The organism is Lelliottia jeotgali (genome assembly GCF_016771845.1).
GTDB lineage: Bacteria > Pseudomonadota > Gammaproteobacteria > Enterobacterales > Enterobacteriaceae > Enterobacter > Enterobacter jeotgali.
The window spans coordinates 1-1193 of record NZ_JAENMQ010000027.1; the positions used below are offsets into that span (position 1 = coordinate 1).

A 1193-nucleotide genomic window follows, 5' to 3' on the forward strand; every position below is an offset into this window, starting at 1 on the left:
CGCCAAAACATCTTCGGCGTTGTAAGGTTAAGCCTCACGGTTCATTAGTACTGGTTAGCTCAATGCATCGCTGCACTTACACACCCAGCCTATCAACGTCGTAGTCTTCAACGTTCCTTCAGGACCCTTAAAGGGTCAGGGAGAACTCATCTCGGGGCAAGTTTCGTGCTTAGATGCTTTCAGCACTTATCTTTTCCGCATTTAGCTACCGGGCAATGCCATTGGCATGACAACCCGAACACCAGTGATGCGTCCACTCCGGTCCTCTCGTACTAGGAGCAGCCCCCCTCAATTCTCCAGCGCCCACGGCAGATAGGGACCGAACTGTCTCACGACGTTCTAAACCCAGCTCGCGTACCACTTTAAACGGCGAACAGCCGTACCCTTGGGACCTACTTCAGCCCCAGGATGTGATGAGCCGACATCGAGGTGCCAAACACCGCCGTCGATATGAACTCTTGGGCGGTATCAGCCTGTTATCCCCGGAGTACCTTTTATCCGTTGAGCGATGGCCCTTCCATTCAGAACCACCGGATCACTATGACCTGCTTTCGCACCTGCTCGAGCCGTCACTCTCGCAGTCAAGCTAGCTTATGCCATTGCACTAACCTCCTGATGTCCGACCAGGATTAGCTAACCTTCGTGCTCCTCCGTTACTCTTTAGGAGGAGACCGCCCCAGTCAAACTACCCACCAGACACTGTCCGCAACCCGGATTACGGGTCTACGTTAGAACACCAGCCATTAAAGGGTGGTATTTCAAGGTTGGCTCCACGCAGACTGGCGTCCACGCTTCAAAGCCTCCCACCTATCCTACACATCAAGGACCAGTGTTCAGTGTCAAGCTATAGTAAAGGTTCACGGGGTCTTTCCGTCTTGCCGCGGGTACACTGCATCTTCACAGCGAGTTCAATTTCACTGAGTCTCGGGTGGAGACAGCCTGGCCATCATTACGCCATTCGTGCAGGTCGGAACTTACCCGACAAGGAATTTCGCTACCTTAGGACCGTTATAGTTACGGCCGCCGTTTACCGGGGCTTCGATCAAGAGCTTCGCGTTACCGCTAACCCCATCAATTAACCTTCCGGCACCGGGCAGGCGTCACACCGTATACGTCCACTTTCGTGTTTGCACAGTGCTGTGTTTTTAATAAACAGTTGCAGCCAGCTGGTATCTTCGACTGGTTTCAGCTCC

The 1193-nt window shown here is 53.2% G+C and carries 1 rRNA gene; it reads right to left on the reverse strand.

From position 1 onward, the window contains the following. Positions 1-23: 23 nt before the first annotated feature. Positions 24-1193 (reverse strand): 23S ribosomal RNA (locus JBO43_RS22840); the annotation flags it as partial.